This window comes from Mycolicibacterium chlorophenolicum (assembly GCF_001044235.1).
In the GTDB taxonomy this organism is placed as follows: Bacteria; Actinomycetota; Actinomycetes; order Mycobacteriales; family Mycobacteriaceae; genus Mycobacterium; species Mycobacterium chlorophenolicum.
The window spans coordinates 40392-55092 of record NZ_JYNL01000002.1 but is presented as its reverse complement, the minus strand read 5'-3'; the positions used below and the strand labels follow the sequence as shown (position 1 = coordinate 55092).

The 14701-nt window shown below is 63.3% G+C and carries 12 protein-coding genes; 8 read left to right on the top strand and 4 right to left on the bottom strand.

Annotated elements, in window-relative coordinates; genetic code table 11:
• Positions 1-173: 173 nt before the first annotated feature.
• Complete coding sequence (locus MCHLDSM_RS01200; RefSeq protein ID WP_053082798.1) at positions 174-617, top strand: MarR family winged helix-turn-helix transcriptional regulator; 444 nt, start codon at positions 174-176, stop codon at positions 615-617.
• Complete coding sequence (locus MCHLDSM_RS01195; protein WP_053082797.1) at positions 618-1673, top strand: hypothetical protein; 1056 nt, start codon at positions 618-620, stop codon at positions 1671-1673.
• Positions 1674-1794: 121 nt separating this feature from the next.
• Here the strand turns inward: MCHLDSM_RS01195 and MCHLDSM_RS01190 are convergent, their stop codons facing one another.
• The 4 genes from MCHLDSM_RS01190 to MCHLDSM_RS01175 form a co-directional block, all read right to left on the bottom strand.
• On the bottom strand, positions 1795-3150 hold the full coding sequence (locus tag MCHLDSM_RS01190; RefSeq protein WP_063840595.1) for an aminomethyltransferase family protein: 1356 nt from the start codon (positions 3148-3150) through the stop codon (positions 1795-1797).
• A 358-nt stretch (positions 3151-3508) separates the two neighbouring features.
• Positions 3509-4387 (bottom strand): bifunctional 5,10-methylenetetrahydrofolate dehydrogenase/5,10-methenyltetrahydrofolate cyclohydrolase, encoded by an 879-nt coding sequence (locus tag MCHLDSM_RS01185; RefSeq protein WP_048468493.1) that lies wholly within the window; start codon positions 4385-4387, stop codon positions 3509-3511.
• 64 nt (positions 4388-4451) lie between these two features.
• On the bottom strand, positions 4452-5549 hold the full coding sequence (locus MCHLDSM_RS01180) for a maleylacetate reductase (protein ID WP_109788715.1): 1098 nt from the start codon (positions 5547-5549) through the stop codon (positions 4452-4454).
• A gap of 342 nt (positions 5550-5891) precedes the next feature.
• Positions 5892-7250: an anthranilate synthase component I family protein gene (locus MCHLDSM_RS01175; protein ID WP_201780343.1), complete on the bottom strand. Its 1359-nt coding sequence runs from the start codon at positions 7248-7250 to the stop codon at positions 5892-5894.
• Positions 7251-7888: 638 nt separating this feature from the next.
• Here MCHLDSM_RS01175 and MCHLDSM_RS01170 point away from each other — a divergent pair.
• The 6 genes from MCHLDSM_RS01170 (at position 7889) to MCHLDSM_RS01145 (ending at position 14692) form a co-directional block, all read left to right on the top strand.
• Positions 7889-8662, top strand: a complete 774-nt coding sequence (locus MCHLDSM_RS01170; RefSeq protein ID WP_234713809.1) for an MlaE family ABC transporter permease — start codon at positions 7889-7891, stop codon at positions 8660-8662.
• Entirely contained in the window at positions 8659-9519 is an 861-nt protein-coding gene (locus MCHLDSM_RS01165) for an ABC transporter permease (RefSeq protein ID WP_048468490.1), read from the top strand. The genes MCHLDSM_RS01170 and MCHLDSM_RS01165 overlap by 4 nt, the downstream gene beginning before the upstream one ends.
• Before the next feature lie 3 nt (positions 9520-9522).
• On the top strand, positions 9523-10929 hold the full coding sequence (locus tag MCHLDSM_RS01160; protein ID WP_063840593.1) for an MCE family protein: 1407 nt from the start codon (positions 9523-9525) through the stop codon (positions 10927-10929).
• 63 nt (positions 10930-10992) lie between these two features.
• Complete coding sequence (locus MCHLDSM_RS01155) at positions 10993-12021, top strand: MCE family protein (RefSeq protein ID WP_048468489.1); 1029 nt, start codon at positions 10993-10995, stop codon at positions 12019-12021.
• Positions 12018-13370 carry an MCE family protein gene (locus MCHLDSM_RS01150; RefSeq protein ID WP_048468526.1) on the top strand — a complete coding sequence of 451 codons (1353 nt, stop codon included), beginning with the start codon at positions 12018-12020 and terminating at the stop codon, positions 13368-13370. Before MCHLDSM_RS01155 ends, MCHLDSM_RS01150 begins: the two co-directional genes overlap by 4 nt.
• Entirely contained in the window at positions 13367-14692 is a 1326-nt protein-coding gene (locus MCHLDSM_RS01145) for a virulence factor Mce family protein (protein ID WP_048468488.1), read from the top strand. Before MCHLDSM_RS01150 ends, MCHLDSM_RS01145 begins: the two co-directional genes overlap by 4 nt.
• The last annotated feature ends 9 nt before the right edge of the window (positions 14693-14701 follow it).

Here is a 14701-nt window from a genome sequence, read left to right as displayed (position 1 = left end):
TTGCGTAGTCATCTATTCTGGACTGCGGCGATCCGCCGTAGGAGAGGAGCAGCGACCGAATGGCAGCCAAGCGTGGGGTACGAGCGGCAAGTAGGCGGGCCCCGGCCGGGAGCTCCGCACGCGACGATGACCGCCGGCTGCGAGCAGTCGTCGCCCGACTAGAGGAGGAGACGGTGCTCTGGCAGGAATTCCTACGTGCACACCGGATCATCATCGACAAGATGGCTGCGCAGATGAAGCGTGACCACAATCTGCCCCTCGAGTGGTTCGATGTGTTGATTCATCTGGCCGACGTGCCGGACAAACGACTGCGCCAACGGGCGTTGCGCGACCGACTGCTGCTCAGCGAAAGCGGCGTCAGCCGGCTGCTGCTGCGCATGGAGCAGGCCGGACTCATCACGCGCAGCACCGCCGGCGACGACAAACGCGGGATGGAGATCACCCTGACCGACAAAGGATGCACGGCAGTAATCGAGGCCACCGAATCTCATCTAGACATGGTCTCCAAACTGTTCACCCAACGATTGACCCGCACGGACCTCAACGCTCTGATTCGTGTACTGCCCAAACTCGCCGACGAATCCGGCGACGTCATTTCGCCACTGAACGGGGTATAGATGACACCCAACACCGCCTCGCCGACCACGCGCGGGACTCTGCTGATCGGCAGCATCCCGGCATCCGATGCCCACGACGCCGTCGAGCTGGCGCTCACCGAACTCGGCCCGACCCTGATGTGTGTACCCGACGGCGAAACCGGGCCGCGCAGCCAATGGGTCGCCTCGATCATCGCCGCACTGCGCAATCATCCCGCCGTAGTGCTCAAACGTGACGGTCAATGGACCGACTACAACGACCGTCCCCGCTACCGGCTGCGCCGCGGAGCCAAACTCGACCCCGACAAGCTCCATCTGGGCTACGACGACGCAGTTCGGATGTCTCGCCCCGTCGTCACCGGCCTACTCGCCAAACACGGCTTGAACGAGGCCCTGTATCAAGTCGGCGTCGCATCGGGTTTCGACTTGGCGTTACTGGCTTTCGGCCCGATCGGCGCAATGCGCTACCGAAAGGCGTTCAACACAGCGGCGAGCCGCGAAATACGCGCTATCCAAAGCGTTGTGGGCAACGACGTCGTCTTCCAAATTGAGCTGCCCGCCGAACTGGTCGCCGTGTCACGCGCGCCGCGAATCCTGCGTCCGCTCGTGGCCCGCTGGATGGCGGGCGTGTCGGTTGAGCTAGCGCGGCTGGCTTCTCCCGGGACGAAGATCGGTGTGCATCTGTGCTTCGGGGACCTTCAACACCGCGCGCTGACGAAAGCCGGGCAGGACTGCGGTCGCACTGTCGAGCTGGCCAACGCCATCGCCGCACACTGGCCGTCGCACACATCGCTGACCTACATGCACATCCCGCTGGCAGCCGGTGACGATCCGCCCAGCCTGGCGAAATCCTATTACGCGCCGCTGGCCAGGCTAGTGCTGCCCGCTGACACGCATCTGGTAGCCGGCTTCGTGCACGAGGCGCTCTCGCAGGACCAATTACGCGAAGTCATGGGGATCATCGAGTCCACCGCCGGACGACGCGTCGCTATCGCCGCCCCCTGCGGCCTGGGCCGCCGTCACGCCACGATGGCACGTGATCTCATGCGCGCAACACGTGACCTAGCTGAAGGCTGACCCGTCTTTCTGCTGGCGTCGGTGTAGCCAGAGACCACGACGACTTCCGGTGCCGGACAGGCCTTGAATGGCTTGCCCGACACCGGAAATCTGCCAACAACACCCAACCGAATGGTCGGACTTACTCGGGCGCCGTCGTCGATATCGTTGCCCGGATGGGGATCTGGATGTGGTGCTCAACGTGGGGGCGCCCCGAGCCGCCGTTGGGCTCACCCCAGATGACGGTGACCTCGGTGCCGTCGCGTGCCTGGTCGGCGTCGATCATTGCCAGCGAGCTGAACCCGCCGACGTTGCGACTGTAGGCAGTCCAGGTGGAAACCCCGACGGGCTCGTCGTTGAGCAGCACGGCATCGTACTGGCAGGTGGAGTAAACGGGATTGGGTACCGAGAACGTTTTGGTAGGGGTGTCGGAAAATAGACTGCGGGCCCACGCCTGGGTCACGTCCTCGTTGTTCCACCGCAGCCACACCTTCTGGCGGTGTGGCTGCTCGGCGGCAGCCCGCAACGCCTCGGCGCCGATGAAGTCGCGATCGAGCTTGATCACCTTGCCGTAGCCAACGTCCCACGGGGTGACGTAGTAGTCCTCGACATTGTCCGAGGCGAAACTTCCACCCAGTGAGATCGAGGCTTCAGGGGCAACTGCAGGCAGGTATTCCCGATACGACTGCAGCTTGTCGCTGGAGTAAATCGCCGGCAGGGGCAGCGGCAACCAACCGTCCGGAATACCGGTGGTCGAATATGAAAGGGCGCCGCCCTCCTTGAGGCCGAACTCCTCACCGGCTGCCAGCAACGCCGCTTTGACCTCATCGCGATACTCGATCGGCCCGTAGATCTCAAGGCCCGTCTGGTCCAGGCCGGGCAGCTTAGTCATAGCATGGTTGAGCGCGCGCACCGGATGACCGGCGATCGTGAACTCACCGATTTTGAAGAACTTGATGTCGGGAAGCGTACCGGCGGAGGCCTTCTGGACGATCTGCTGCGTGTTGGGACCCTGCACTTGGTACCGGAAGCCACGCCTGTTGTATGTCCCGACTCCTTCGTCCCGGAAAACCTCGACGTCGTATCCGCCCGTCGCCGCCTGATAACTCACCCAGTCCGGCGCAAACGGCGTCCCCACCACGACGCACTCATCGTCTTCAAGGCCAAACAGGATGGCATCACCGATCAGCTGCCCCTCGTGATTACACGCGATGAGCTGTTTGCCACGATTCTTGCCGAAGTTCGACACATTGTTCGCCGTGACATCCGAGAGCAGACGTAACAAGTCCGGGCCCTTGATGTAGACCTCGAGCATATGGAACGACAGATCGTAGAACAGTGCGGTGTTTCTCCAAGCCTGCTGCTCCTCACCCCAAGTCGAGTACTCAGGCGCAAGGACAGGAAATTGGTATCGTCCCAGGGGAGCACTGCGGAGCATGGGGAGTGGACCCCCAGACTGCTGAATCTTGTCCTCGAGGCTCCGTGGTGCTTCGGTCACGTCACAACACCTTTCACATAAATGTCGAGTCGACAGGTCGTGATGATCGTCACATCACCGCTTGATGTGATCGGAAGATCACTCTCGTTGACCGCCGGAGGGCTTGTCCAATACCGGAATTGAACCCGCCCGATACCCAATTCGATGACCGCGGTGCCGAATTTCGCCAATTTGAGCAACGGCCACTGAGCCGCCCACCGCAGACGCGGCGATCCATTGACCGTGACCGCGTCAACGGGTGCGTGAACCGCGGGTGTTCACGCACGCTACAACAACAATGTGGTTGGGAAAGGTGAACCACAGAGTCTCACTGGCTACCGTCGATCTCGTCTGATTGTCGCCGGCGGCCGTCCCGAGCTCACCTCGCCGACTGATCGGAGGCCAGGCGAATAGCCTCACCGGCCGGGGCGCCAGCCGCATCGGCGGTCTGAGCCAGCAGCACCGCGATCGTCATCGGGCCGACCCCACCGGGCACTGGGGTGATCCATTGCGCACGCTCACGCGCCGCGCTGTACTCGACATCGCCAACGTTGCCGGGGTTGTAGCCGGCATCGACGACGATGGCGCCCTGTTTGATCCAGTGTCCCCGGATGAGCTCCGGTTGGCCCACAGCGGCCACGACGATATCGGCGCGCCCCACCTGATCGGCGAGATCCACCGTGCGCGAATGGCAGTAGGTGACGGTGGCGTTTCGCCGCAGCATCAGCATTCCCACCGGTAGCCCCAAAATCGGGCTGCGCCCGACGATCACGGCGTGTTTACCGGCGATGCCGATGTCATAGGCATCCAGTAGCCGCATAATGCCTGATGGGGTGCAGGATTCGTACCCCGCAAAGCCCAACGCGCTGGCCGCGAAGGAGTTGGCGGTCACCCCATCAACGTCCTTATGTGGGGCGATCGCCTCGAACGCGGCGCGCTCGTCGATGTGGTGGGGCACCGGATGTTGAAGCAGGATGCCATCGACGTCGTCGCTGTGGGAGAGCTTGAGCAGTTCACCGACCAGCTGGTCGGTCGTGGTGGCGGCGTCGAGCTCCACTCGTAAAGACCGGATTCCGACGTCGGCGCAGCGGTTTGCCTTCATCCGCACGTAGGTATGGGAGGCAGGGTCGTCGCCCACCAGCACGGTCGCCAGGCAGGGAATTTTGCCGGAGGAGCGCTTGAGCAGTTCGACGCGCTGAGCGGTGTCGGTGAGCAGTTTGGACGCGACCAGCGTCCCGTTGAGTTCGGCGGCAGACATCCCCACCCCTTTCTGATAGTGCCCGGCTGCTTGGGCCGCTGGGCTTGAATCTGTTGGTGAGCGATCAAGGAATCGACGGGGACATGCCGCGCCACGCACCTTCGAGTAAGCGCCCTACCAGAGAGCGATTCAGGGGCCGCGGGCTCGGAATTTCCTCGGCCAGCGCCGCATCAGCAGCTAGCTCTATCTGCGATTCACTGATTCCGATCGCGCGGAGTCCCTGCGGTGTCCCGACAGACCGGCCCAGCGACCAGATCGCCCCGGGAAGGTCCTCGGACACAGTGTCCATTGCCGCTGCTAATCGCTTGATGGCCACGGGAACAGCGGGACGCACGAATTTCACGGAATAGGGCAGCACGATCGCGTGGGTAAGGGCATGCGGTGTGCCGTACCTACCGGCAAGCAAGTCGCACAAAGCGTGGTGGATGCTGCCTCCCGCGGATCCCAGAGCAATTCCTGCCAGACAGGACCCAATCATGAGGTGTGCGCTCGCCGCGATTCCCGGCTCGCGACAGGCACTCCGCAAGTGCCGTGTGAGACGGCGAGCGCCGGCGAGTGCTAGAGCGTCGGTGATCGGATCGGTCCGGGGAGCCCACAATGCTTCGGCACAGTGGGCGAGCGCACTCATGCCGCGGGCGCCGACCACCACCGGAGGCAGGGCAGCGAGCAGTTGGGGGTCATAGATCACCACTTTGGGCAAGGCCCTGCCGTCGCGGCGAGGCGTCCAGTCGTGATCTGAGGACAGGGCGTAGATCGGGGTCATCTCGCTGCCCGAGTATGTGGTAGGCACACATACAAGGGGCAGGCCGGTGCGTACCGCGACAGCCTTACCCAAGCCGATCGCGGCGTCGCCGCCGACGGTGACGAGGACATCAACACGGCTATCGATCGCCGCGGCCGTCGCGCGTTCGGCCAGTTCACCAGAAACATGCTGGCCGATGTCAGTCCAGACGACGGGTTGGCGGGCGCCGACAGCACGTTGGACGCGCTCAGCCATGTGGTTGTCATGTGGGGAGACGATCAGCATGCTGTGGTGCGCGCCGAGGTGCTCAAGTTCGTCACCGACATCGTCGAGTGCGCCGTCACGGAACACGACGCGTCCCGGTAGCGCATCGTGGGTGAAGTCAGCGGGCATCGAGGTGGGGGAGGGCGTCGATGTCATGGTGGTGGGAGCCTTTCGCTGTGCAGCAGCGGTGGCGTCAACGCGATGTGCTGGCGCCCGGTGCTCACGCCGCCGGTGGACTCGCCTGCAGTCCGGATGAAGTTGTGGCAATCCCGGCGCGCGAAAAATTAACACAGCTTGCGTGCTCAAGCAAGCGAGCAGTCTCCGCTCAGCTCCGGGCGGGCGTGATGGCTAACTGCGTCCGCCGTAATCGGCTCTTGCCCGGCCCAAGCGCCGGTTGGGCGGACTGGCCACCGCCAACGACGTGGCCACCTGCGCCGGAGTGAGTCCAATGTGCGATCTCCAGCGTTGGTGCGCGCCGGAGGTTGTTTGTCGCGCTGTCTACCGTTTTACGACACGGGATTTCACGATTTCGGCAGCGGTTTGACTTGTGCTTACGTCGATGGTGTCCGGCGCAGCCACGCGGTCGCGATGATGCTGTCCAGCCCGCTGCCGCTGGGCGGCCCACTGGGTATTCACCAGAATCTGGCGTTTGGCGCGAAGTTCGGCGAACTCGGCGGTGACCTCGCTGCCCCAGGTGATGCCACCACCGACGCCGTACTCGCAAACGCCGCGGGACAAATCGATGTAGGCGGTGCGGATGGCCACACTGAATCGGGCGCGCACAGTTTGTGTTGGTGGGGCCATCCATCCGATGGCGCCACAGTAGATGCCGCGCTGGCGGCCTTCGACCTCCTGGATGATCTGCATCGTTTCGGCTTTCGGTGCGCCGGTGACCGATCCGCACGGAAACATGGCGCGCAAGACGGCGACGAGCCCTGTCTCGGGTAAGGGCTGCGCGGTGATCTCCGAGGTGAGCTGCCACACCGTGGGATAGGCCTCGGGGGTCAACAATGCGGTCACCCGCACGGTACCTACTGCAGCAATCTTCGCCAGATCATTGCGCAGCAGATCAACGATGATGATGTTCTCGGCGCGTTCTTTCGGACTGTTCACCAGCTCGCGCAGCAGTGCTCGGTCATCGGCCGCGGTACGGCCGCGCGGCGCGGTACCTTTCATCGGCTTCGTGCGCAGCGTGTCTCCGACCCATTCGAAGAACAATTCGGGACTTGCGCTGGCGATCACGTGGTTGTCGATGTGCAAATACGCGCAGTAGCGCGAGGCCTGTGCTTGGGCTAGATCGGTGTAGAAGGATACGTGATCTCCGGCGAACGGGGCGGTCAGCGACGTTGTCAGATTGCACTGGTAGGTGCGGCCGGCGGCGATGGTGTCCTGAACACGAGCGAATGCTTTGCCGTAGGCCGCCTGATTCCACCGGTGTGTCCAGGGGCCGGCGCGGTAGACCGAGCCTCGGGTGATGAGGTCGGTGGCCTGCGGCGGTGTAGGTGAAAAACCGAACCACACGAGAGGAAGTGCCGGACCGGGCCCGATGCGGGCGTCGGGTAACGCAGGCGCGGGCAGGGCCGGATCCAGCCCGGCGGCGGCCTCGTAGGAAATGAAGCCGAACGCCCACTGCCCCCGCTCAGTGGCATCCTCCACGTACTGCAACACATCCACGACTTCGTCGCTTCGATGGGTGTAAACGGGGTTGTCGAGATGAGGGAATACCTGAGCGGTGCCGCTGACGAAATCATCGAGACGCCCCCAGGATTGACGCCGTCGTAAGTTCTGAGCCGCCAGCCAATCGAGCGGTGTGTCACTGACACCCCGGTCAACACCGTCGCGCGCGGTCGCCGTCACGAAACCTCCCAGTGACGCGGTGGCCACTCCACGTCGGTGAGCGAAATGTGCCCGACACTATCGGCGCTTGCGCGCGCAAGCAAGCCCGCAGCCAAAGGGCCGGTGACGTGCGACGAACCGCTCCCTGCGCCGGAGAAACGTCGGCGCGCGGGTGATACCGAAGCACCGCACGCCGCCTTGGCGACGGTTGCATCAACGGTGCGAAACCGGTTCTTTGCCAGGTTTGCTCATTCTGTTGCGTCGGGACCCGATGTGTGTAATATCACTGAACACTGTGGCCCTGCGTCGGGGTCACAATGAAGCAGTGTTGAACAGTCCACGATCAGCCAGGGGAGCGATAATGGCAATGCCCGGGGATCGGCACAACGCAACGCGGTGGCGGCGATGTCGCAGTCACAAGGCATGTCTTCGACGTCGCGACCCGCTTCTTCGTCAATGCCGCCGCGGCCCCACAGCGTCTGCCCCGGCAACCGCCAGAATGGTCCCGTCCCAAGAGCCATGTCGCGGTGCGGGGTCGCGACAAGGCGCCTTTGACACGTGGAACAGGGCCGCGTGAGAGCACTGTGGTCGCTTCATGTCCTTTGCGACAGTGACGGCCCAGCACAGACCACGCATCGCGGACATATGAGGAGATGCTGATGGCTATATCAGTCAGAAATCAAGCTCTAGCGCCGGTGCGCAGCTTCGGAGATTTTTTCGCACTGTCCCTCGACACCTTCGTCGCACTCTTCAAATGGCCCTTCGCCTGGCGTGAATTCCTCGAACAAACATGGTTTGTCGCCCGCGTGTCGATGCTGCCCGCGATGGTTCTATCGATCCCTTTCACCGTTCTGTCGGTGTTCCTGTTCAACGTCCTCTTGATCGAATTCGGCGCCACAGACCTATCGGGTGCAGGCGCGTCCATCACAACGGTCAACGAGATCGGCCCCTTCGTGACCGTGCTCGTGACATCGGGGGCCGGCGCCGCCGCGATTTGCGCAGACCTGGGAGCGCGCACGATCCGCGAAGAGATTGACGCGTTGCGCGTCATGGGCATCGACCCGGTGCGCGCACTGCTGGCACCGAGACTGCTTGCGGTCACTCTCGTTTCCTGGCTGATCTCATCACTGGTCACATTGACTGGTCTGATCGGCGGGTTCTTTTTCGGTGTGTTCTTTCAGCACGTCACACCCGGGGCGTATGTCGCGAGCATGACTCTGGTCACCGGCGTCGGCGACGTCATCGTTGCGATGGTCAAGGCAACCACCTTCGGCCTGGTTGCCGGACTGATCGGCATCTACCAGGGCACAACGGTCAGTGGTGGACCGGCCGGCGTGGGCAACGCCGTCAACCAGACCGTCGTCTACGCGTTTGTGTTGCTGTTCGTCATCAACCTGTTCTTGACCGCGATCGGATACCAGGTGACCCGATGAGCGCCAGTACCTTTGCATCCCAACGCATTCCCGCCACAGTGCGGCGCAGTCTGGTCGCGACCCGGTCGGCTTGGCTTCAGCTCGGCGAGCAGGCCCGGTTCATGGGCAAGACGGTTTTCTCGCTCATCGATGTCGTGGTCTACTACCGCGGCGAGTTACTGCGCCAGGTCGCGGCGATGAGTCTGGGCACCGGATCCCTTGCCGTCGTCGGCGGCACCGTGGCAGTAATGACCTTCCTGACCATGAGTTCGAGCGGGGCACTGGCCAGTGAAGGCTATAACCAACTCTCCAACATCGGGGTCGAGGCCCTCACCGGGTTCGCCTCAGCATTCGCCAACACCCGCCTCGTCACGCCCTGCACCGCATCATTTGCCTTCGCGGCCACCATCGGCGCCGGCGCCACCGCGCAACTGGGCGCCATGCGGATCAACGAGGAAATCGACGCGCTGGAAGTCATGGGGATTCGCCCCATCGCTTATCTGGCATCCACCCGGGTCGCGGCCGGGGTCATCGTGGCCATCCCGCTGTACTGCGTGGCTCTGATCCTCGGCTATTCAGCAACTCGACTGGTGACTATCTTTTTCTACGGCCAATCGGGCGGCGTGTATGACCACTACTTCAGCACCTTCTTCATCCCGGCCGACGCGGTGCGATCCTTCATCGTCGCGATCGCCATGGTGATCATCATCATGCTGGTCCACACCTACTACGGTTTCAACGCCCGAGGGGGGCCCGTCGGCGTCGGGGAAGCGGTCGGTCGCGCCGTTCGGGCATCGCTGATCGCCGCTGTCCTGGTCATCATGTTCGTCACGCTGGCCATTTACGGCCAGACCGGCATCTTCAACTTTGCGGGCTGAGCGGTGATTTCACGACGACCGCGACAGCTACCGCACATCGGTGCAGGCTGGATCGCGCTGGTGGCGGTGCTGGTGATAGCCGGTGCCATCGCATTCTCGCTGGGAGCGTTCAACCAATCGTTCACTTCCAAAGTTGAGGTAACCCTGACTTCGGATCGCTCGGGGCTGGTGATGGAGCCCTACTCCAAGGTCAAGATGCGCGGCGTGCAGGTCGGCAGGGTGGCCACAGTTGCCCCCGGCGGCGTCGACTCGACCACCATCCAGCTGTACCTGGATCCCGACCAGATCAAGAACATTCCGGCCAACGTCCAAGCGCGGATCAGCTCCACCTCACTGTTCGGCTCCAAGTTCGTCGATCTGATCTATCCCAACGACCCCAGCCCCCGCAGGCTGGCCGCCGGCGCCGTACTCCGATCACAAAACGTCACCGTGGAAGTCAACACGGTGTTTGAAAACGTGGTGGATCTGATCAAGCAGATCGACCCGGCCAAACTCAACGCGGTCCTGGCCGCGCTCGCCCAAGGCTTCGGAGGAAAGGGCGAACAGATCGGGCAGGCGATCACCGACACCAACGAGGTTCTGACCCAACTCAATTCGCGCACCGACACCATGCGCGAGGACTTTCGTGCGCTGGGCGACGTCGCCGACACCTACGGCGGCGCCGCGCACAACCTCATCGACACGGTCGACGCGCTCACCACCACCAGCACCACCGTGAGCTCCCACGCCACACAAATGGACCAACTATTGGTCGGTCTGGCGGGACTGTCGCGCAGCGGTGTCGAGCTGATCGGGCCGAACAAGGACAACCTGATCAACGCCATCAAGCTGCTGCAGCCCACGACAGATCTGTTGATGAAATACAACCCGGAGCTCACGTGCTTACTTGTCGGCGCTGACGAGACTGCCGCTGTGCACTCGCAGATGCTCGGGGGATCCAACGGTAAGTCGCTGATAATGGATGCCGCCCTCATGTGGGGCGACGACCCCTACCGCTATCCCGACAACCTGCCCGTTGTCGCGGCCAAGGGCGGCCCGGGAGGCAAACCAGGCTGCGGATCGCTGCCTGACGTCTCCAAGAACTGGCCGGTGCGATACCTCGTCACCGACACCGGCTTCGGCACCGGCTTGGATATCCGACCCAACCCCGGCATCGGATTCCCCGGCTATGCAGATTACCTGCCGGTCACCCGAGCGGTGCCCGAGCCGCCCAGCATCCGCTACCCCGGCCCGCCGGCGCCTGGCCCCATCCCGTATCCCGGCGCGCCACCCTACGGTGCCCCGATGTATGGACCTGACGGCACGCCACTGTATCCGGGGGTGCCCCCCGCCGCCCCGGCTGCCGCGCCCCCTCCACCACAAGGGCCTCCGCCCCCGGCTCCACCAGAAGCAGTACCACCGCCACCATGATCCGACCCGTGAGCAACCACAAACCCGTCCGGCCAGTCAGCTACCTCAGAAAGGTGAAAAGCTTTGCGGCGTAACCTTGCAGGACTGCTGTGGCGGCTCGCAGCGTTCCTCACAATCTGCGTGGTGGGGTCGGTGTGTCTCATCATCGTTTATGGGCAGCTTCGATTCGAGCGGCAGAGCACCTACAACGCGCTGTTCAGCACCGTCAGTGGCCTCAAGAGTGGCAACTTTGTGCGCATCGCCGGCGTGGAAGTCGGCAAGGTCAAAAACATCACGATCCAAGATGACGCCAACGCACTGGTCACCTTCAGCATCGACCCCTCTGTTGTGCTGACCGGGGGAAGCCGCGCCGATATCCGCTACGACGACCTCATCGGTGGGCGCTTCCTCGCGCTGGAACAAGGCGCCGGGCCCACCACGAAGCTCGCACCCGGGGGCACCATCCCACTCGAGCGCACCGCGCCGGCGCTCGATCTCGACGTACTGATCGGCGGATTCCGACCGCTGTTCCAAGCACTCAAACCCGACCAGACCAATGCCCTCACCGGCCAATTGATCGCCGCCTTCCAAGGACAGGGACCCACCATCGGATCGATACTGACCCAGACTGCGGCACTGACCAATACCCTCGCCGACCGCGATGCCCTGATCGGGCAAGTCGTCACCAACCTCAATGTGGTCCTCGGATCGCTGGGCGAGCACTCGGACAAGTTCGGCCAGGCGATCGATTCACTGTCGCAACTGGTCCACGCGCTCGAGGGCCGTAATCAGGACATCAGCGCCGCGCTCGGCTATGCGAATGCCGGCGCCGCCAGCATCGCCGACCTACTCAGCCAGGCGCGCCCACCGTTACAGAAAACCGTTCATGAGACCGATCGCGCCGCCGGCGCTGTCCTGTCGGACTACGACTACTTCGACAACTTCCTCAAGACACTGCCCGACGCCTACCGGGTCCTCAACCGCCAGGCGCTCAACGGCGACTTCTTCAGCTTCTACTTGTGTGACATCGCGCTGAAAGTCAATGGCAAAGGCGGGCAACCGGTCTACATCAAGATTGCCGGGCAGAGTTCGGGCAGGTGCACACCACGATGAAGTCCTTCCGGGAACGCAACCCCATCATCATCGGCACCGTCTCGCTGGTGCTGATCGCCGTTGTTGCCGTGGGCGGCTTGAATTTCCGCAGCTTGCCGTTCTTCTCTGGCGGCACCACCTATATGGCGTACTTCGAAGAGATCGGCGCCCTTCAGTCCGGGGCAGCCGTGCAGGTCTCGGGGTTAAGCGCTGGCCAGGTGCAAAGCATCAGCCTGACACCCCAAGGCGCATTGGTGAAATTCACTGTGCCCGACAATATCCGGCTCGGCGAGCGCACCGAAGCAAGCATCAAGGCAACCAGCCTGCTCGGCATGCAGGTCCTCGAAGTATCGCCGCGCGGACCAGGTCACCTCAGCGCCGCGATCCCCACCAGCCGAACGACCTCGCCGTATCAGCTGCCCGACGCCATCGGCGACTTGACCGCAACGATCAGCGGACTGGACACCAACCAGCTCTCCACCGCGCTACAAACATTGTCAACCACGTTGAAAGACACTCCACCGCAACTCAAGCTGGCAGTTGACGGATTGGCACGCTTCTCACAGACCATCGACGCCCGTGACGCCGAGCTGCGTAATCTGTTGTCGAATGCGAACAAAGCCACCACCGTGTTGGCCGATCGCACCGACAAGATCGTGCAGCTCATCCACGACAGCAACAACCTTCTTGCCGCCCTGCGCCGCGAAAGCGCTGCGCTGGACGAACTTTCAGGAAATGCCTCCGCATTTGCTCAGCAGCTGCGCGGGTTCATCGCCGATAATCGGACCACGCTCAAACCCGCGCTAGACAAACTCAACGGCGTTCTGACGACCCTCGACAACCACAAAGCCGAAATCCAACAATCCATCAAAGGCCTCAACACCTACGCGATGAGTTTCGGTGAGTCGCTCTCGGGCGGCCCGTTCTTCAAAGCCTATGTGGCCAACCTGATTCCAGGCCAGTTCATCCAGCCATTCGTCGACGCGGCCTTCTCTGATCTCGGGCTGGACCCCCACGTCCTGGCACCGTCACAGCGCACCGATCCACAGACCGGACAGCCCGGCACCCCCGCGCTCCCGGTGCCCTACCCGCGCACCGGGCAGGGCGGCGAGCCGAACCTGACGCTGCCCGACGCGATCACTGGCAAACCCGACGACCAGCAGTGCGGACCGCCAGGCCTACCATTGCCCGGACCCGGCTGCTATCCGTATCGCGAGCCCCTGCCGGCACCCCCACCCGGCGGCCCACCGCCCGGACCGCCAGCACCTGCAGCCCCGGACCCGCACGCCTCACCGACGCCGTCCCCGAGCCCGGTGTTCGTGCCGGCGCCCGGTGAACCCGCCCCCGCAACGGCGGGAGCCGGCCAGTGAAAACAAACCGCACCGCCAAGATCGCCCTGACCGTCGTGCTGGTCGGTGTGCTCGCCGCCGGCGGATACCTGCTCGTGCGGGGCCACCAGCAAGCCAACCGCATCGAAGTGACCGCCTACTTCGACAACAGCAACGGCATCTTCGCCGGCGACGACGTGCGTATCCGAGGCGTCAACGTCGGCAAAATCGAGAACATTGAGCCCGAACCGCAACGAGTCAAAATCACCTTCTGGTATGACAGTCAATACCAGGTGCCCGCCGACGCCAAAGCGGTCATCCTCTCGCCGACACTGGTGACCGCGCGAGCGATTCAACTCACACCGCCCTACCAAAGCGGGCCGACCCTGCAAGACCACGCGGTGATCGCACAGCAGCGCACCGCCGTTCCGGTGGAATGGGACGACGTACGCGTCCAACTTCAGCGGCTGGCCACCATGCTGCAGCCCACCGAGCCCGGCGGAGTGAGCACCCTAGGGTCGCTGGTTTCAACGACCGCCGATAACCTTCGCGGACAAGGCGCTGCAATCCACGACACGATCGTCAAACTCTCACAGGCACTTTCAGCACTCGGCGATCACAGCGGCGACATCTTCAGTAGCGTCAAGAACCTGTCAATTCTGGTGTCGGCGCTGCAGGACAGTACCGACGTGCTGCGCTCACTCAACACCAACCTGGCGTCGGTGACAGCCCTGTTCGCCAACGATCCACACGAAGTCGCCAACGCAGTCAAGGACCTCAACGACGCCGTTGGAGAAGTACAGAGCTTCGTCGCTGACAATCGCGAAAGCCTGGGCACCACAACCGACAAACTGGCGTCGGTTTCTACCGCGCTGACGCAGAGTCTGGACGACATCAAACAGGCCCTCCACATCGTGCCCACCGTCGCGGCCAACGCGGCCAACCTCTACCAGCCAGCCCAAGGCACACTGAGCGGCATCGCGGCGGTCAACAACTTCGCCGATCCGCTCACCTTCCTGTGCGGCGCGATCCAAGCGGCGTCCCGCCTTGGTGCCGAGCAGTCGGCCAAGCTCTGCGTGCAATACCTCGCGCCGATTGTCAAGAACCGCCAATACAACTTCCCCCCACTGGGATTCAATCCGATCGTGGGACCCAGTGCACGGCCCAATGAAGTCACCTACAGCGAGGACTGGATGCGCCCGGACTACGTCCCACCACAACCACCACAGGCAGCGGCGCCTAATCCTGCCCAGGCGCCGCTGCCCGCCGAAGCCGCGCTGGACACCGGTGCGCCGCCGACGCAAACCACTGATCCCGCCGCGGGCCTGCCCGGCATGATGGTCCCCTCAGGGCCGGGGTCCTAATGACCAGCC